This window comes from Fluviispira vulneris (assembly GCF_014281055.1).
In the GTDB taxonomy this organism is placed as follows: domain Bacteria; phylum Bdellovibrionota_B; class Oligoflexia; order Silvanigrellales; family Silvanigrellaceae; genus Silvanigrella; species Silvanigrella vulneris.
Map to the genome: position 1 here is coordinate 445,208 of NZ_JACRSE010000003.1, position 16,285 is coordinate 461,492.

Consider the following 16,285-nt stretch of genomic DNA (forward strand, 5'->3'; position numbering starts at 1 on the left):
CCTATCTTCTGTAAACTTAAGTTGGATATCTTCATTTGAACAGGATTTATTTGATTAAAAATAAATATTATTATACTATAAAACTTGTTTTCAAAAATATCCTCAATAGGAATTGAAAAATATGGTTGTATCAAATATAGAAAATATATGCACTTCTAATATTCTGGAAACGAAAATAAAAATATTAAATAAAAGTGAATGGCAGACTTGGAAAAAAATACGTTTGGAAAGCCTAAAAAATGCGCCGACTGCATTTGCGTCATCATTTAAAGAGCTCTCTAACAAACCTGATACATTCTTTCAAGAAATAGTTGAAGAAAGTAAAATTTATGGTGCTTTTTGTAATGGGGAACTGGTTTCAGTTGCCACTTTTAGACAGGAGTCTCGAGAAAAAGAATGTCATCGAGGTCACATTTCAGGAGTGTATACAAAGCCTGAATTTGCAGGTAAGGGAATTGGATCAAAACTTATTGCAGCTGTTATAAAAGATGCTTCAAAATTTGTAACACAAATTCATTTAGGGTGTGTAGTAAACAATGAATCAGCATTGCGTATGTATAAAAAACAAGGTTTCGAAATTTATGGAACCGACCCTCGTGCTATAAAATATGACGATAAATATTATGATATGCACTTGATGTGGTTGAATTTCAATCCTGATAAGTGAGGATAAAGGTTATAGCAATATAATGACTTATTTAAGCACACCTATTTAAATACGGTGTGCTTTTTATTTTTAACTGAATGCTTTAAGAAAAAGTAGATCAAATTCTATACATACTTTGTCGCGCAATCCCAAGCATTTCAGCTGCTGTTGCTTTGTTCCCGTATTTTTGAATAGCAAGATCAATAAGAACTTTTTGAAAAGTATTTTTAATTTCTTTATAGTTATTGCAAGCTTCGATTTGTTTAAGTAATTCTTCACCATTTTTAGATGATAAGATATAGTTAATTATTTTCTTATAGTGGACTTGTTCATTTCGAATAAATTTTCTTCTTTTATATTGATTTACCACAAAGGATATATCTTCAGGGAGAAGATACTTTCTTTTCTCTTCTTGGAGAAATGAAAGGCAATTTTCTATTAAAACTCTTAGACTTTTTAAATTAGCTGAAAACTCAACTTTATGAATTTCATTTAAGAATACATCTATACACTTAGAATTAAAGCTGGATTCATCCAGATTTTTTTCTGAAACTTCTTTATCAATCATAGCAATTAAAAACATTTTTCAAATCAGTATAATTATAGGATTGAATTGAAATCAGCGCGATTTCTCTATTAATGATGCTTTCAATAAATATCGATGATTCGCTTTCTTTATAAATTATTAACTTAGTAGTAAAAATAAATTTTATTTTATCAAATATATCTTCAGATTTATTATTAAAACTGTATTTATTGGTATATGAATAAAATAAATTTTGGATGTAATTTGGTAAAGAATGAATGTTGTCTAAAATTAAAACACCATCAATTGCTTTTTCAAAAATATTCAATTCAATTTCATCATTCTGATCAGAACATTCGTGAAATAAGAACAATTTTTCAAGAGCAGATTGAGAATATTGTTCACAATCTACATAGACTATATTTTTTTCTATGGAATGAGTCTCACAAAACAAATTTGCTAGGTAGTGTGCTAAAGATGTTTTGCCAGTTCCTAAGTCTCCTGAAATTAAAATACGATCACGTTTTCTCTGCACTGCATGGAATATTTCATTATTTAATTCTTTTGAATATGGTAACTGAAAATCTACGTTTTTTCTAGCGATTTCATGTGAAATAGAACGACGATGTTCATATGTTTGTATAATTGCAGAACTTAAATATTTAGAAAATGTCAAAATATTTGGATCTTTGTTTAAAAACATATCTGCGCCATGCCGTATTACGGTGATTGGAAGCGCATTATCTTGTGAAGACGTGCAAACAAGTACCGGTAATGAAGGGTAATACTTTCTTAATTTTGCTAAAATTCCATAATCTTTGTGAGATTTGTCCATATAAAAGCAAGCCAAAATACAAAAATCAAATTTTCGTCTTTTAAGAAGCACTTCAAGATCTTTGAGACACTTAATCCTGACGACTTGTGGATATTTTAGACTGTTGAAATCATATATATCAAAGATTGCTTGTTCAATAAATTCAATTTCACTTTGCTCATCATCTATAAGGATAATTTTTTTTATTTTACTAAACATAGCTCAAGAGTCTTTATTGTCGTTGAAATTTTTATTTATTTCTATAACCGCTTTTCCAGCGTACTCAAGTTGGTTCATTCTTTTCAGCACTTTATTAAGTATTAAAACTCATTAGTATTTCGCTTCTATATTTACTTTTAAAAAAAACTTCTTTCTGTAAAATGATGCCTCACTAATACCTACGGTTTATTCTTGAAAATAATGCCTCTTCTAAGCTTTTTGCTGTGATGACAAAATCTGTATATCATAATCAAGGCATTTGCAAGAATGCTTTTCATATATTGTTCATTTAAAAAGGAACTCAAACAATCGATATTTTTAAATTTTTTTGTATTTAATAAATTATGCATATGTCGTGATTTTTATTATAAATATATAGTAAATAGATGAGGTTTTTCTAAAGTGTAAAATCAATTAATCTCATATGATTTATTTTTTCGGTAAGATTTATCTAAGTTACCTGTAATTTTTTTTGTTAAATTAAAATCAGTAATGGCTAAAATTTCAAGATTTTCAATTCGACTGGTATTGGTTGTCTGATGCAACACCCATCTTGGAATATGAAGAAAATCTCCTTTTTGAATATCAATTCTTACGTTTTCAATTGAAGCTACTCCTGAACCCTCTAGTACAAAATAAATTGTTTCATGTGCATGTTTATGCAGTTCATTTGAGCCAGAAGGTAGAATTTTTAATAATCTTGGATCAAATGAATCACATAAAAAAGGAATTCTTCCAACTTCAAAATTGTATTCAGTATTTTTATTCGAGTATAAATTGATTGGTTTCTTATTTTTTGAAAAATATAGATTATCAGGATTAAATATTGCTTTTTTATTGTCTATTATATTTTCAAATATATTTTCAAATCTAAGTATTTTAATTTTATTAAATATTTGATCAAAGAAATCTTCTCGCAATTTTAGACATTGATCGAGTTTATATTTTATTCGATCTAAATCTAATTTTTTTTCATTTTCTATTGAATAAATAAGTATTTTTTCGATTGTTTTTGCATGTTCTTCATCACAATCAACATGAAGTGTAAAAAATTTTAAATCTGATTCTGAAAATCCAGAAGATTTAAGTCCATTTATAAAAATTTTATATAACCTAGGGATAATATATTCTGTTCCAAAAGAAAGAACGGTGGCTTTTTCAAATAAGCTGCACTCATTTAAAAGTTTCAAATAATTTTCAAAGAAATCTATTGAAAAGTCTTCAAAAATTATTTTCTCTTCATCTACATCCAATTTGCATAAAAATTTCTTAAATAAATTGGAATGTCTTTCCTCCAAATCACAGCCGCCACTTTCCTCCCAAAGATTTTTTGTCAATTCTGCTCTTAATTTATCGCAGCTGCAAGTCATCATCAATGATGATAAAAGACGAGAAAAATTCTTAGAATAATAGAGATATTGAGAGAAAATAAACTTGTATTGATTTCTATCAATTTTCTCATTTTGAATTTGTTCTAGAAGCTCCGAATTCCAAATTGTATGATTATCAGATATATTTTTTAACTCTTCTAAAATCGTTGTAATTTTAATCATTGAAATAATCTCCAATATTATTCTGAAGGTAAAATATTTTCCTTATTATAAATAGGACTTTTAAAGCCTAAGAGAGAGCTTGTAATTAAAAATACAGCGCTTATAATTGCAAGATTTTGAAAAGAGAAATTTTTTTGAATCAAATACCCACCAAGTATAGATGCAAATGGGATAGAGGTAAATGAAATAAGTCTTGTTGTTGCAATAACTCTGCCTAAATATAAAATTGGAATTATTCTTTGTCGCATTGTAAAAAAATTGACTACTATTATGGAGTTAAATAACATTATTGATCCCCATAAAAGAGAAAATACGATTAACAATTTAGTATTAATTAGTGAAATAGATATGAATATAACACTCATTAAAAATGCACTAATAAGAATGGTTTTCCCATAGTAGATTTTACCTATAATTATTTTTGCAATATATGCTCCTAATGCCCCCATTACACCCATTATTGAAAATGAAATACCAATTTCAAGTGATGTTGCATTGAAGTTTGATTTCAAAATATATATTAAATTAGACATAATTAAATTAACAGAAAAATTAATAAACAGAAATAAAATACTGCATCCAAAAATTACTCTACTTTGTATCGTATATTTAAATCCTTCAGATATATTTAAAAATGTTTGTTTAATGCTAAAATTATTATTAATAGTATTGATTTTGTTTGTTTTTATGCATAAAACTAGGATAAATGCCGCTAAGTAAATAATGCATGAAATCATAATTAACTTTTCTAAATCAATAATTGTAATCAATAATCCACATAAAATAGGCCCCATTGCATTCACAATATTATCGGAAGATGAAATGAGAGCATTTGCGCTAGCTAGTTTTTCTGTTTTAACTATATTGGGTATAAAACTTTGAAGAGCTGGATGATATATAGGAGGAATTGAAGAAATTAAAAAAACAAGAATAAAAAATAAGTATAAGTTGTTGATATCAAAAAAAATGTAAGAAGTAATTGCTAGTGAAAAAATAAATGTTAATAAATCTCCAATAATAAGTATTTTTCTTTTATCAAAAGCATCTGCTATCGCACCACCGAAAGGTGTAAAAATTAAATATGGTAGGAAGGTTATAGCAAAGGTTATTGACATACTAATTGCCGAATTTGTTTGCTTAAGGATGTATAGTGGAAGTGCAATACGATATATCCAGTTGGCACCAAGTGATATGCTATAACCAGAAAACAGATAAAAGAAATTAAAATTCATACTTTATTATTCCCACATAAATTGCAATCAATATTTCTTTCCCATGACTCTATTACATCAATCTTGAGGGTTTGAAAATGAAATGAGAGATAATTATTAAGACTTATAGGTTTTGATATACCTGTTATTATTTTAGTAAATTCACTTAGCATCATTCCTGTCAAAATTGACACGAGGGGGACGAAAGCAGGGGCTGGGAATTCTGATTCATAAATTTTTTGATTATTTTGAAGAGTGCTTTGAAGAGATAATCCTTTTTTAATACTTTCCTTTTTCCAACATTCTACACAACCTGATTTATATGGGATTACGGAATAAAATGATGCCTGCTGAACGGAAATACCCCCGTTTATGAATGGAATATTTTCTTGCAAGCAAGCCTCATTTAACCAATAAGGGATTTCAAAACGAGGTTTGTCTGCAACACAAATAACTATATCATGATTTTTTATTATGCTAGAAATTTTACTTGATGAATCCAACTTTGTATCTATAAAATTAATATTTATATTTTTATTGAATTCCAATATATTTTTTTCAGCTGCTTTTATTTTTCTTTGGCCTATGTCTTTTTCACGATAGAGTATCTGACGATTCAGATTTGACAATTCAACGACATCGAAATCTACTGCGGTTATATTATGAACACCTAAGGCAACAAGATCATATAAAATATGACTGCCTAAGCCCCCAACACCAAGCAGGGCAACTTTAGATTTTTTTAATTTATCTTGATAAAGATATTTGCTGTCATTTTTCGTGATAAATGAGTTGAAGAAATCAAAATTTCTACTAAATCGAAGTATATCATTATCAGTAAGATTATAAAAACTGCGATTTTCGGTTTCTAATAAAAGATTTTCATCAAGTAGGTTTAGTGCATCATTTATGCATTCTATACTATAAGGTGAATTTTTTGTTATTTTTTCAAATTCATCTATTTTAATTGATTTACTTATATGATCGCAAAGAAATTTTAAAATTCCTTGATTGTCTTCAACTTCAATAGAAGATCCGCTACTCACAAAAGAAATGATATTATCTTTATAAAATACTTCAATTGTATTTTTAAATTTTAAAATTGACATATATTAATCTTTATATTAAATTTATATAATGAATAAAAAACATAGAGAATTCTGCGAGAAATTTTTTTAATATTTCTCGCAGAGTCTAATTAATTAGCCTACATTTGACATGCCTGCGCTCGATAATGGAGTTTTTTTGACTTTAAACTTCATGCTAATCACCCCCCTTCTTTTATTCTCATGCATGAGATCTCACTTTTATGAGTGATTAAATACAAGATATATGAGTGGTTTTTGTTGCGCAAAGGAGTAGACTATGTATATTTTTAAAGCCTATATTATACGTGAGAAACTTTTTTTAAATTATGTTTTTTTTAAAAAGTGTAATTTTTTTGTTACAAGTGCGTCGTAATTTTTTTACATACATATATCAACTCACATAACCTTGCTTTATATAAAAGTTCTCCGCATCCTTGAGCTCTGAGCGCATTAATTTTTTGAAGTTTGGTACCTGATATAAAATAAAGGGTGTGAGAAGAGGAATGCAGCCAAACACAATGAGCGCAGCTTTTATACCAAATTTCTCAACCAGAAAGCCGAGAGCTAAAAAGCCTAAAGGAATACCTCCCTCAATAAATATTTTTGTACAGCCTATTAAGCGGGAACGATAATTGTCAGGCATAGCGAGCATACGTTTGGTGTTAGAGGTTATATTAAAAGTGATCATCGCTTGCCCTAAGATAAATAAACAAAACAGACTGACCCAGACATTTTCTATAACAGAGTGCAGAGCTAGACAAAAAGCAGCTATTATTATGCAGAATGTGCATAAAATATCATCGGAGAATTTTTTAGCAAGAAACTTTGCAGTGAAGGTGGAACCAAAAAAAATGCCAACGGCAATAGAAGCTTCAAGTATACCGAGATAAAGCGCAGAAGCATGGAAGACATCTTTTACAAGGAGCGGTATGCCCAGCAAAATAAAGGGCGTAAAAGAAAAATTAACCAAAGTGAGGGTGAGAGCCATTCCAAGCTCTATAGGGTTTTTAATCAACATAGTGTAGCCATTGAGCAACTTTTTATGCCACTTCTCTGTTGAGTTGTTATTTAATGCAGGGAATTTTGTCATTGAGCAAAAAATAATAGAAATAATAAATCCAACTACTGTGGAAATAAAGCTTAAAAGTATGCCTAGAATACCAATGATAGCTCCGCCCATGACCTTCCCTAAAATAAAACTCAGGGACTGCAGCATGCCTTCAAAACGCATAGCGCTTCCAAGTTGTTCCTTTGTGACCATTTTGGGTGGAATGCTCATCACAATGGGCATAGTTATTCCCTCTATGATAGACATACCAAGAATAGGCAAAGCATAATAAATAGAAAATTTGGACGTGCTAAAAAAGATCATGATTAAAACAATAAAGGCTAAATTAATGACTTTCGTTGTGATCAATATTTTTTTATAAGGAACGCTATCGCCGAGAAAGTTCAACAATGCATAAGACAATATGCGAAAGCCTGCGCTTAAACTTAGGACGAGTGGCAATGAACTTGGTGCGTCTTCTAGGATCCACCATGTGATTGCAATCATGACAACGTTGAGGCTCAATATATTCAGAAATTCGCTGATGCGAAAATTAAAAAAATCATTTTGGATCAAAGCTTGATTAAACATAAAGCAATTTTATCCTCTGAATAATGTATGTGAGAGAGGACGTTTTATAATCTTTCTTAGGGTTTTTGCTGCATAAGTTGAAGCTAATGCTATTTTAAGGAAAGATTTATAAACTTTAAAAATTTAATATAGTAAATAAAAAAAATTGTCAAATATGAGCATAATCCAGAAGCAATCGATTCACTGTTGAGAAGTTTAGATGTTAAGCATTGATTTTATATGGGTATAACTTAAGCAGAATACCTAGTTATCTGATATTTGTAAGGCTGTATTTCCTATTAATATGTGAGTTATTTTTTAATAAAATTAATTTTTCTCATGATTATAATGTATTTATAATATTCTATTATTGACAAAGATATTTTTTTATTTTAAGTTAAAAAAAATAATGAATAATTAGTAATATTTTTATTATAAAATAAATATATTTTAAAATTTAAGAATTAAATCTATCGATATAGGAGCAAAAAATAATGAAGTTTGAAATATTTATTGATAATATTCTGCAATTTTTTTCTTATATTATAATTTGCTTTATTATATATGCTATTAGAAATAGTGAACCGAATGGTCTTTATGGATACAGGACTCGAGTTTCATTGAATTCAAGAAAGAATTGGAAAATATTAAATCTTTATTTCTGTAAATATGCTTTATATATGATGCATATTTTTAATGTATTAAATATAGGATCTGCAATGTTAAAATTATTTTTGTATAAACGTAGTGAGGATAAAAATATTGTATTGTTTTTAAATGTTTTATCGTCTATTGAAATTCTAATAGGTTTTTTATTGGTTATAATTTATATGAAAAAAATTGAAAGAAGATTAATAAAAAAGTATAAATTTAACAAAGTAAATGGTTAGTTAAATAATATTAAAAAGTCATAATATTTCTGTGCTTATTATTTATTGCTTTTAAATTAAAGTTAATTAAATATGGGATTATTTTTATTAATTATAATTCACTTTTTTGTATCTTTTGAATATCTTTAGCTATAAATAAAGATGATTTTTAACAGCCACCAATTTTCTATAGAACGCTCTCCTTAGGAAAACCTTTCGCCAAATTTTTCCGATACTTATTGCAGAAAGCTTCATTCAAATCTATTTTTAAATAGAGAGATAATTTTATAACTTGCCAGAATACGTCAGCAAGCTCATCGCTTACGGATTCTTCCTGAGCATTTTTCTTTAAAGACTTTCTATCGGTAAATTCGTATGAAAGCGCTCTTGAAAGTTCGCCCACTTCTTCTATTAAGTGCATAAAGGCATGTTCTGGAGTCTTTTCTATCTTATAATAACCAATTTTTCCTAAATGTTCGTTCACTAAATAAACACACTCTTGTAAAGTTAAATCTTTATTTTTAAAGTTCAATGTTGAATCCTTTTTATGAATGAATTTATTGCAAAAAAACACAAATGTATGTCTATTCCCAAAGAAAACTGAGGGAGTTTCTTGATTTTTTATATATAGCAAAGAATTCGCTTGATCAAGTTCATGATATTTATAGGTTTTAGATCTATATTGACAGATTATTTAAATATATAAACATTAGAATATGTCCAAATAAATTACAGTTTAAATAATATTTGTTAATCATAAATTCTAATTTATTCTATAAATGTTGATTTGGATTATTACATGAAAGGTTCAATCATGTCCATCTTAGATGTCTTAGATTTTTATTGGGAAATGCCCTATAATGTTGGAAGAAGTCTTGAGTCTTTGAAGAATCATGAAGGGAAAAGTAATTCAGGAAAATCAGAAAATATAATTGAATATGTAGAAATAATTAAAAGGAATCTTCGCTCATATGTTAAGTGGGACTATGCCACGAGCAATTGGTTTAATAGTGTTCGTAGTGAGCTGCCAATCTATTGTGAAGCACTTTTTCGTCGCGGATATAACTTTAATGATGCTGAGACTATGAAAAATGCGGCCTTTCATTTTGCAGCGTATGGGACTTGTAAAGATGGTATGACATTAGAAATTCCGGGGGCTCATTTATCTGGTGAGGGCAATCGAAGTCATGGCAATTGTGACAATGTGAATTTAAAGTTTTTTAATAGTATGGTCGGTGGTTTCTGGGGAGCAAGTAAAGGAAAATGTTTTACCCCTCATCACCCGTTAGCTATTGCCCCACAACCGCCTATTTTGCAATTGCCCGATGAAATAAAAAATGACTCTAAACTTCCTGATTTGGATTATAAGCAACAGTTATTAATAAACAGCTATGCAGAAAATATCGTTCAATTTAGAAAAATATTTTTACAATTTTATAAATCATTTATAGGAAGATTGAGAAAAATTCAGCGTTCTATGACAAATAATCATAAATGTTGGAATGGGAAAGTAGATTTTTCAATCGATGATTTGCTTCAATACGCAGATAAAAATCCTATTTCTGCTACAGCAAAAGCTCTCGCTCGCATGAAAATAACAAACTTTAAAATGCGTTCAGATGATACAAAGTGTGATAAATATATTCAGTTTGTGCAAATTAAAGGTAAATATAATTCAGATAAATTAAATTATAATTATTCTTTGCTCTATTGGAAGAGTCAAGTTCCTAATTTTTGGAAAAAACATTTAGTAGAATTAAATATGTGGCCAGATGAAATTACTTAAAAATTAATTGCACTTATATTTCTTATAATATTGATTTATATTGTTTATATCCCCTTTTTTTTGTTTAATAAAAAGATTAAAAGATTTTATAAATTGAGGGTATTTAAATGTAGATATGTAGTAATATCCTTTACTGTTCGGGAAATCGCTTCTAAAAAGAATTTGGGAATTTTTTTTCTCTCTTTGACAAAAGCATTCAACTAGAGATTTGTTTAGGTAAATCATATCAACACTTTTTGTTAAAAGTTTTTCGAATAATATATTAACGTTATTATATTCCTCTAGGATTGTTTTTTTATTGTTAATTAATGTATCATAATTAATGAGATCGAAACCTGATAAAGTCCCTATTTTTCTAATTTCATTTAATGCAATTTTTTTGTTTTCGTGGAATACAAAAGCCCCATCAGTATATTCTAAAATGGGATCGCTATATAATATTTTTTGTTTAGATTGAATTTTTAATTTATCTTTCCATAGTGGATTATCAGGAAATTTAGCATCAAGATCTGATTTGCTATCTAAAAATTCCATATAAAGTCTTTTTATTGGTCTTGGATTGAAAACAATTTCAAAATCATTTTGTGATTTGTTGTAAAATTTTAGAATATCAGCTACTAGTCCTTCGTAGTCTTTCATTTTAATACCATCAAAATTATAAGCGCCATAGATTGGGTAATAATTTATATCTTCAACACCTAATTTTATAATCTGCTTGCAAAATAAATTGCAGTGAACAAGTGATAATAAAATTATAAAGATTTTTAATAGCATAAATTTACCCAATTCATATTAGACAAATGAGAACTTTAAATTTAAAAATAACATTTTATTTATACTGATTATTTATTTTAGCAAGAAAATTTTTATCTTTACTGACAGCTGTAATGCTTTTCCAGAATAAAAGCCTTTCATCTTCAGTGAATTTTGATTTTTTAGAAAATGGTATATAGTATGATGTGATGTTAAGTGGTATTTTCTGTAAAATTATTTTGTCACTGTATTTTGCATCCTGTAACAAAGTAATTCCTGTATGTACACTTGTGATTGCAACTCCACCTTCTTTTAGCATTCTATTAATACTGACTTCAATTTTTTCAGAAACTTCTGGTACGATGCCTTTTTCCTCTAGGTCACCCATAATCGTTCTCCCTTTATCAATAAAGACAAGGTCAGGGAGATGATCTATTTTTCCGTTAAAGACGTATTTATTTTCTTCATTATTTATTTTTTTGGGAGATATAACAACAAAGCCATTGCAAGCGAACTTAAATGGAGACGAGCAGGGTTTATTTTCTTTTTCAGAACCTGGTGGGAAATAAAAAAAACTTGATCTTCTTTTATTGTACGATGAAGTGAGCATGATATCGTACTTTCCTTTAATCAGTTCGCTTTGGCATTTTGTAATTGGAATTCCTGTAATCGACAAAGAATAATTATATTTTTCATTTTCACTTTTCAAACGTACTAAAGCTTCATTAATAATATCAACCCAGACTCCAAAAGTTTTTCCTTTGACAAAATTTATATTCGGATATTCGCCCCTATTATCAGAACAAGCTTTAATGATTTTATTTTGTGCAAATAAATTTGATGGAAAAATTAAAAATATAAAAATGAAAAAAGAAAGAAATTTCATAATTTCCTCGATTAAGCTACTGATGTCGATCTTTCATCTATGCTTGCCTCAAGTGTCAACTCTCCAACTTTGGCTTCAACAAATATTTTAAAGAGAGCTGCATCCAGCTTACCAAGTTTTACTTCAGACTCCAAAATATTGAGTGCTCTGTCATAAGGAATGGCCTTTTTATAAGGTCTATCACGGGCAACGAGAGCATCGAAAATATCTGTTATCGCCATCATTTTGGCTTGGACTGGTATGTCTTTGCTTTTTAACTTTCTTGGGTAGCCAGAGCCATCGAGACGTTCGTGATGGCCGTAGACAATTTCTGGCAGATCTTTTAACTCCTTTGACCAAGGAATCTTTACAAGGAAATTAAATGAGTGTGTCACATGACTTTCTATTTCTAAGCGTTCCTGTTGGCTAAGAGATCCTCTTTTTATGCTCAACAGATTTATTTCATGGGGTGTCAATAAAGGAACGGGGCTATCCCCAATTATGATTTGTGTACCAGCAATCTCTGCAATTTTTTCGAAGGTTTCTTCGCTTAAGACAGCTGGTTCATTGACGTCAAGAATTATCTTCCAATAATTTTCTAATTTCTCAGATACTTTTTTTACTTCTAATTTAATTTTTGCTATTTCATTTTCTGAAGGTGCTTGGTTTTTGATCATAAGACTGTTGATGTAGGATTCAAGAATATTGGCATACATTCTATCTTGAATTGAAGCAAAGCGAATTTGAATTCTTTCAAGCTCATAAGGAAATAATTTTTTTTCCTTTTGCAGTATGTGTTCTCGTACACCAATTTTCCCAAAGTCATGCAAAAGTGAAGCATATTTTATTTCTTCAATTTGTATTTTTGAAAATTGTAAGTTTCCATACAAACCGGTTTGGGTTTGATTGATGGCATCTGCTAAGCCCACGGTTAATGTAGCGACTCTTTCACTGTGCCCCTTAGTAGAAGGGTCGCGAGATTCAATGGCTATGATACTTGCGGCAGTGAATGACTCGAATACCTGTTTTAAATCATGAATGAGTTTTGCATGTTCAAGTGCAATGCCAGCTTGATTGGTTAGAGATTCAAGCAAATTTAGATCATGAGAAGGGAATGGAATAACTGAGTTATCGATGTCTGTTCTCTTATCTAAAATTATTTCATCGGATATTTTTTTATTTATTAAAAGTATAAATCCATCCACTTCTGAAGAGGGAAGTCGTATTGGAAATACGCAGTAAGATTTGATTTTGTATGTTTTGGGATCAAAAATAAGTTCCGATAATTGGTTAGATGCGGATTGTACCTTTTTATTTTTTGATACAATTAATTTACTTTCTTCATGCCACGAGACTCCGACCATTTCATCACAGATTATTTTGGTTATTTTTGATTTTTTAGGGTCAAATATTTCTTTTTTGAGAGAAATTTTTTGGCTATTGTTGATTTTGTACTTTAAAATAAATTTTTGATTTTTTATTAAATTTAGTTTGTTCGAGTCTCTAATATCATTTTTTTCGTCAAATAATCCTTTTTTTATAATAATAAATCCTGAGTCAGCTGCAGAAATTTTCATGCTCTTTTTTAGAACTAAGTTTAAAAAATCACCTGCAAGAAATGATTTACTCGTCATTGCTTGGCTGATTTCTTTAAGTGCATTGCTTTCTATATCTCTTAATATTGAAAATGAAGAGAGAAAGTCTGAACTGGCATAAATAAATAATGAATATATCGAGTTTTTTAACTCTTGTGTAAATTGATTTTTATTTATCGAGCCAGATAACTCGCATAAGATATTTTCAACTTTATTCTTATTTTTGTTGTTAGATTTTCTTTCTTTAATTATTAAGTTATTAGACTCAAGTATGAAAAATCCGGAATGCTTAGCATTTGCTCCGTGGCGTAAAAAGCTTTTAATTTGCGTATGGTAATCGTTGAATTGTTTTAAAGTAAGAACAAAAAGTTTAAGATTTTCAGAGTCAAGTTTTTTTGCAGAAAATGCTTCATTCAGTGAACTTGTAATAAAATTAATTTTTAACTGATTTAAATCGTTAATTGGAATATGAATATCAAATGGTTTGTAAATAAAGAAGACATCTATTTTTTCGAACGGTGACATATTCACAAAATTCACTCTCCGTTTGGAAAGAATGTATTGAGTCTTTAATTCATCGGAGAATAGATAAAAAAGATAAATTCAACTTTTTAAGATTATTTAATAACAAAATAGGCAAATATTAACTATCAAAACGTGCAAGATTATGAAATGAAGTGAAGCTATTTTGGAAGGCAAGTTTTACAGTGTCAATTGCACCATGTCTATTTTTACCAATAATTATTTCAGCAATACCTTTATCGGTCGTGTCTTTGTTATACACCTCGTCACGATAAACAAACATAATTTGGTCAGCATCCTGCTCAATAGAGCCCGATTCGCGTAAGTCTGAAGGACGAGGTCTTTTATCGGGTCTTTGTTCAAGACCGCGATTGAGCTGTGACAAGGCTATTACAGGGCAATTGAGTTCTTTTGCCAATGCTTTTAGCCCCATACTTATGATTGAAATTTCTCTTTCACGACTCTGAGAAGCTTTTCCATGGGAAGATCCCGCAGACATAAGTTGCAGGTAGTCAACAATAATAAGATCGAGCGCTCCACGTTCTCTTTTCACCTTTCGACAGCGGCTGGCAAGGTCAATAATACTAATACCAGGGGAGTCATCCAATAACAGCTTGTCCGTTTGAAATGCTGCAGCTTCAGGATAAAGGCGAGCAAGTTCTTCGCTTGTCATCTTACCATCTCGGAATTTATGTGATTCAATTTTGGCAGCAGTTGCAAGCATGCGTTGCATCAGCTGTGAATTGCTCATTTCAAGACTAAAAAAAGCCACGGATTTTTGATGAAGAAAGACAGCATTGGCGGCAAAGTTTAATGCTAAAGATGTTTTTCCCATTGCGGGTCTTGCTGCAAGAATAATTAAGTCTGATGGTTGAAATCCAGCCGTTATGCGATCAAGATCTGTAAATCCACTAGGGATTCCTGTAATTTTGCCAGGATTTTGAAATAATTTTTCGAGATCAAGAATTGTTTCTTTAACGACGCTAGCAGAAGGTATAAGTCCAGTCGTTATTCTTGACTCTGCTAATTGAGTGAATTTTGATTCTGCATAACTTAAAAATTCCTCTACATTTGCACCCGCAACTTTTTTTCCTCGACCGACTATTTCGGCACATGCTTCAATGACAAGGCGCAATTCCCAATATTTTTTAACTTCATCTAGCCAATAGCCAAGTAATTCAGGTCGGGCATTAAATTCAAGAAGTCTACGAACGCCTTCAAGATCTCCAGCTTTTAAATTATCACCTTTTTCTCGTAATTTACCATAAACTAAAGTAACATCTGCGGGAGTGTTTTCTGCTACGAGTTCGCGCATAGCAGTAACAATAACTCGATGTTGTGGATCGAAAAAATATTCGGGTATAAGCTTATCTGTATGACCAAAAACACTGGAAGGTGTGGCAAGGATAGTGCCAAGTACTGCTTGTTCAGCTTCTCTTGAATGAGGTAAACCAGCAATGCTAGGGGTATTTTGTGGTGTAGAATTCATTGTAAAACCTATTTAACTATCCGAAAATAATTTAATCTCGGATAGATATTATACACGCAGCAAAATAAAATTATTGTCTTGCTTCGACAGTGTTTTCTTCTAAGCGCGCATTGAATGTTGATTTTGTCGATGAGCGTTCAGAATTGCGTAAAGCACGACGTAAATCACGTGGCTCTATAGAAAATTCTTTTAATTTTCTGTGCAAAGTATTTCTGTTGCAGCCTAAAACATCAGCCGCTTTGCTTTGATTGCCTTTTGTTTTTTTGAGTACAAGTGCAAAAAGAGGTCTTTCAACATGCGCCAATACAGTCTTCAAAATATCATTTGGTGAGTCTTCATCGAATTTTTCAAAAAGATTATGAAGTTTCCAATAGACAAGTTTTTCTAAGCTTGTATCTTCAATAAATAATTTAAACTCTTCAGGACACGATGAAAAACTAAGAAGTTTTTCATTCGTTATAGCAGTATTATCTGAGTCGTCTGTTGGTCCTTGAACAGTTGCTCCCTCTATTGTTCTATTAAGATTTTCAGAATTCATGTCATATTCCTTTAAAACAAATGTAAATTCTCAGTCGTAGCAGGAAAGTGTCAACTAAGAAGAGACCATGCCCTCAACACATGTCAACTCCAACCATAGGCTCAGGCATTGGTTTAACACGAGCTACAGAACTGTCAACCAATGTGGCACAACCTTCTCTTTCGATCTTGCCTTAGAACTAAAATCATCTTAA

Annotated in this window: 16 protein-coding genes; 4 read left to right on the plus strand and 12 right to left on the minus strand. The window is 30.0% G+C overall.

Annotation, left to right across the window (positions count from 1 at the left end; all coding sequences use genetic code 11):
• Nucleotides 1-121 precede the first annotated feature (121 nt).
• The gene (locus tag H7355_RS08780) at nucleotides 122-667 is read left to right on the plus strand and encodes a GNAT family N-acetyltransferase (protein ID WP_186646615.1); all 546 of its coding nucleotides are present in this window, start codon (nucleotides 122-124) and stop codon (nucleotides 665-667) included.
• Between the two features lie 97 nt (nucleotides 668-764).
• On the opposite strand, the gene H7355_RS08785 is transcribed toward H7355_RS08780, so the two are convergent.
• The 6 genes from H7355_RS08785 to H7355_RS08810 all read right to left on the minus strand — a co-directional run bounded on the left by H7355_RS08785 (nucleotide 765) and on the right by H7355_RS08810 (nucleotide 7,696).
• Nucleotides 765-1,229, minus strand: a complete 465-nt coding sequence (locus tag H7355_RS08785) for a helix-turn-helix domain-containing protein (RefSeq protein WP_186646616.1) — start codon at nucleotides 1,227-1,229, stop codon at nucleotides 765-767.
• Complete coding sequence (locus tag H7355_RS08790) at nucleotides 1,207-2,205, minus strand: sigma 54-interacting transcriptional regulator (RefSeq protein WP_186646617.1); 999 nt, start codon at nucleotides 2,203-2,205, stop codon at nucleotides 1,207-1,209. The genes H7355_RS08785 and H7355_RS08790 overlap by 23 nt, the downstream gene beginning before the upstream one ends.
• 410 nt (nucleotides 2,206-2,615) lie before the next feature.
• Nucleotides 2,616-3,758, minus strand: a complete 1,143-nt coding sequence (locus H7355_RS08795) for an iron-containing redox enzyme family protein (protein ID WP_186646618.1) — start codon at nucleotides 3,756-3,758, stop codon at nucleotides 2,616-2,618.
• Between the two features lie 17 nt (nucleotides 3,759-3,775).
• Nucleotides 3,776-4,990: an MFS transporter gene (locus H7355_RS08800; protein WP_186646619.1), complete on the minus strand. Its 1,215-nt coding sequence runs from the start codon at nucleotides 4,988-4,990 to the stop codon at nucleotides 3,776-3,778.
• The gene (locus H7355_RS08805; protein WP_186646620.1) at nucleotides 4,987-6,078 is read right to left on the minus strand and encodes a HesA/MoeB/ThiF family protein; all 1,092 of its coding nucleotides are present in this window, start codon (nucleotides 6,076-6,078) and stop codon (nucleotides 4,987-4,989) included. Before H7355_RS08805 ends, H7355_RS08800 begins: the two co-directional genes overlap by 4 nt.
• Before the next feature lie 370 nt (nucleotides 6,079-6,448).
• Nucleotides 6,449-7,696 (minus strand): MFS transporter, encoded by a 1,248-nt coding sequence (locus H7355_RS08810; RefSeq protein ID WP_186646621.1) that lies wholly within the window; start codon nucleotides 7,694-7,696, stop codon nucleotides 6,449-6,451.
• A gap of 473 nt (nucleotides 7,697-8,169) precedes the next feature.
• On the opposite strand from H7355_RS08810, the gene H7355_RS16205 reads away from it, so the two are divergent.
• Nucleotides 8,170-8,565 carry an SdpI family protein gene (locus tag H7355_RS16205; protein WP_186646622.1) on the plus strand — a complete coding sequence of 132 codons (396 nt, stop codon included), beginning with the start codon at nucleotides 8,170-8,172 and terminating at the stop codon, nucleotides 8,563-8,565.
• A gap of 166 nt (nucleotides 8,566-8,731) precedes the next feature.
• Here H7355_RS16205 and H7355_RS08820 read toward each other — a convergent pair whose 3' ends face one another.
• A complete protein-coding gene (locus H7355_RS08820; RefSeq protein ID WP_186646623.1) occupies nucleotides 8,732-9,076 on the minus strand; it encodes a MazG nucleotide pyrophosphohydrolase domain-containing protein in 345 nt (114 codons plus the stop codon).
• A 267-nt stretch (nucleotides 9,077-9,343) separates the two neighbouring features.
• On the opposite strand from H7355_RS08820, the gene H7355_RS08825 reads away from it, so the two are divergent.
• On the plus strand, nucleotides 9,344-10,330 hold the full coding sequence (locus H7355_RS08825) for a hypothetical protein (protein WP_186646624.1): 987 nt from the start codon (nucleotides 9,344-9,346) through the stop codon (nucleotides 10,328-10,330).
• A gap of 3 nt (nucleotides 10,331-10,333) precedes the next feature.
• Here the strand turns inward: H7355_RS08825 and H7355_RS08830 are convergent, their stop codons facing one another.
• The 5 genes from H7355_RS08830 to H7355_RS08850 all read right to left on the minus strand — a co-directional run bounded on the left by H7355_RS08830 (nucleotide 10,334) and on the right by H7355_RS08850 (nucleotide 16,092).
• Entirely contained in the window at nucleotides 10,334-11,104 is a 771-nt protein-coding gene (locus tag H7355_RS08830; RefSeq protein ID WP_186646625.1) for a hypothetical protein, read from the minus strand.
• Between the two features lie 55 nt (nucleotides 11,105-11,159).
• Nucleotides 11,160-11,969, minus strand: coding sequence for a hypothetical protein (locus H7355_RS08835; RefSeq protein ID WP_186646626.1), 810 nt, complete (start codon nucleotides 11,967-11,969; stop codon nucleotides 11,160-11,162).
• 11 nt (nucleotides 11,970-11,980) lie between these two features.
• Nucleotides 11,981-14,068: an HD domain-containing phosphohydrolase gene (locus H7355_RS08840; RefSeq protein WP_286190724.1), complete on the minus strand. Its 2,088-nt coding sequence runs from the start codon at nucleotides 14,066-14,068 to the stop codon at nucleotides 11,981-11,983.
• Between the two features lie 118 nt (nucleotides 14,069-14,186).
• A complete protein-coding gene (gene dnaB / locus H7355_RS08845) occupies nucleotides 14,187-15,554 on the minus strand; it encodes a replicative DNA helicase (RefSeq protein ID WP_186646628.1) in 1,368 nt (455 codons plus the stop codon).
• A 70-nt stretch (nucleotides 15,555-15,624) separates the two neighbouring features.
• Nucleotides 15,625-16,092: a helix-turn-helix domain-containing protein gene (locus H7355_RS08850; protein WP_186646630.1), complete on the minus strand. Its 468-nt coding sequence runs from the start codon at nucleotides 16,090-16,092 to the stop codon at nucleotides 15,625-15,627.
• Between the two features lie 47 nt (nucleotides 16,093-16,139).
• On the opposite strand from H7355_RS08850, the gene H7355_RS16050 reads away from it, so the two are divergent.
• Nucleotides 16,140-16,268 (plus strand): hypothetical protein, encoded by a 129-nt coding sequence (locus tag H7355_RS16050; protein WP_286190703.1) that lies wholly within the window; start codon nucleotides 16,140-16,142, stop codon nucleotides 16,266-16,268.
• Nucleotides 16,269-16,285 lie beyond the last annotated feature (17 nt).

Bases quoted from the DNA above. Each gene is read 5' to 3' on its own strand.
- H7355_RS08780 (WP_186646615.1), top strand. From the start codon at position 122: ATGGTTGTATCAAATATAGAAAATATATGCACTTCTAATATTCTGGAA.
- H7355_RS08785 (WP_186646616.1), bottom strand. From the start codon at position 1,229: ATGTTTTTAATTGCTATGATTGATAAAGAAGTTTCAGAAAAAAATCTG.
- H7355_RS08790 (WP_186646617.1), bottom strand. From the start codon at position 2,205: ATGTTTAGTAAAATAAAAAAAATTATCCTTATAGATGATGAGCAAAGT.
- H7355_RS08795 (WP_186646618.1), bottom strand. From the start codon at position 3,758: ATGATTAAAATTACAACGATTTTAGAAGAGTTAAAAAATATATCTGAT.
- H7355_RS08800 (WP_186646619.1), bottom strand. From the start codon at position 4,990: ATGAATTTTAATTTCTTTTATCTGTTTTCTGGTTATAGCATATCACTT.
- H7355_RS08805 (WP_186646620.1), bottom strand. From the start codon at position 6,078: ATGTCAATTTTAAAATTTAAAAATACAATTGAAGTATTTTATAAAGAT.
- H7355_RS08810 (WP_186646621.1), bottom strand. From the start codon at position 7,696: ATGTTTAATCAAGCTTTGATCCAAAATGATTTTTTTAATTTTCGCATC.
- H7355_RS16205 (WP_186646622.1), top strand. From the start codon at position 8,170: ATGAAGTTTGAAATATTTATTGATAATATTCTGCAATTTTTTTCTTAT.
- H7355_RS08825 (WP_186646624.1), top strand. From the start codon at position 9,344: ATGAAAGGTTCAATCATGTCCATCTTAGATGTCTTAGATTTTTATTGG.
- H7355_RS08830 (WP_186646625.1), bottom strand. From the start codon at position 11,104: ATGCTATTAAAAATCTTTATAATTTTATTATCACTTGTTCACTGCAAT.
- H7355_RS08835 (WP_186646626.1), bottom strand. From the start codon at position 11,969: ATGAAATTTCTTTCTTTTTTCATTTTTATATTTTTAATTTTTCCATCA.
- H7355_RS08840 (WP_286190724.1), bottom strand. From the start codon at position 14,068: ATGTCACCGTTCGAAAAAATAGATGTCTTCTTTATTTACAAACCATTT.
- dnaB (WP_186646628.1), bottom strand. From the start codon at position 15,554: ATGAATTCTACACCACAAAATACCCCTAGCATTGCTGGTTTACCTCAT.
- H7355_RS08850 (WP_186646630.1), bottom strand. From the start codon at position 16,092: ATGAATTCTGAAAATCTTAATAGAACAATAGAGGGAGCAACTGTTCAA.